Raw genomic sequence first — 241 nt, 5'->3', positions numbered from 1 at the left:
CAAGGCGATTCGTGACAACGTCTGTGACGTGGCCATCGGCAACAGCTACTACTACGGCAAGATGCTCGACAACGACGAGCAGCGTCCGTGGGCCGAGAAGGCACGCATCGAGTTCCCGGACCAGAACGGTGTCGGTACGCACATGAACATCTCCGGCATGGCGATGACCAAGTACGCGCCGCACGAAGAGAATGCGCTCAAGCTGATGCGCTTCTTGACCGAGAAGACCGCCCAGCACATG

At 59.3% G+C, this 241-nt stretch carries 1 pseudogene; it reads left to right on the top strand.

The features are described 5' to 3' along the window. Positions 1–241, top strand: a pseudogene (locus R0J88_RS22990) (iron ABC transporter substrate-binding protein); the annotation flags it as partial.

The sequence above is a fragment of the Pseudoalteromonas sp. SIMBA_162 genome (genome assembly GCF_046535955.1).
GTDB lineage: Bacteria > Pseudomonadota > Gammaproteobacteria > Enterobacterales > Alteromonadaceae > Pseudoalteromonas > Pseudoalteromonas marina.
Note: the sequence above shows the minus strand (reverse complement) of the source record. Positions and strands in the feature narration are given on the sequence as shown.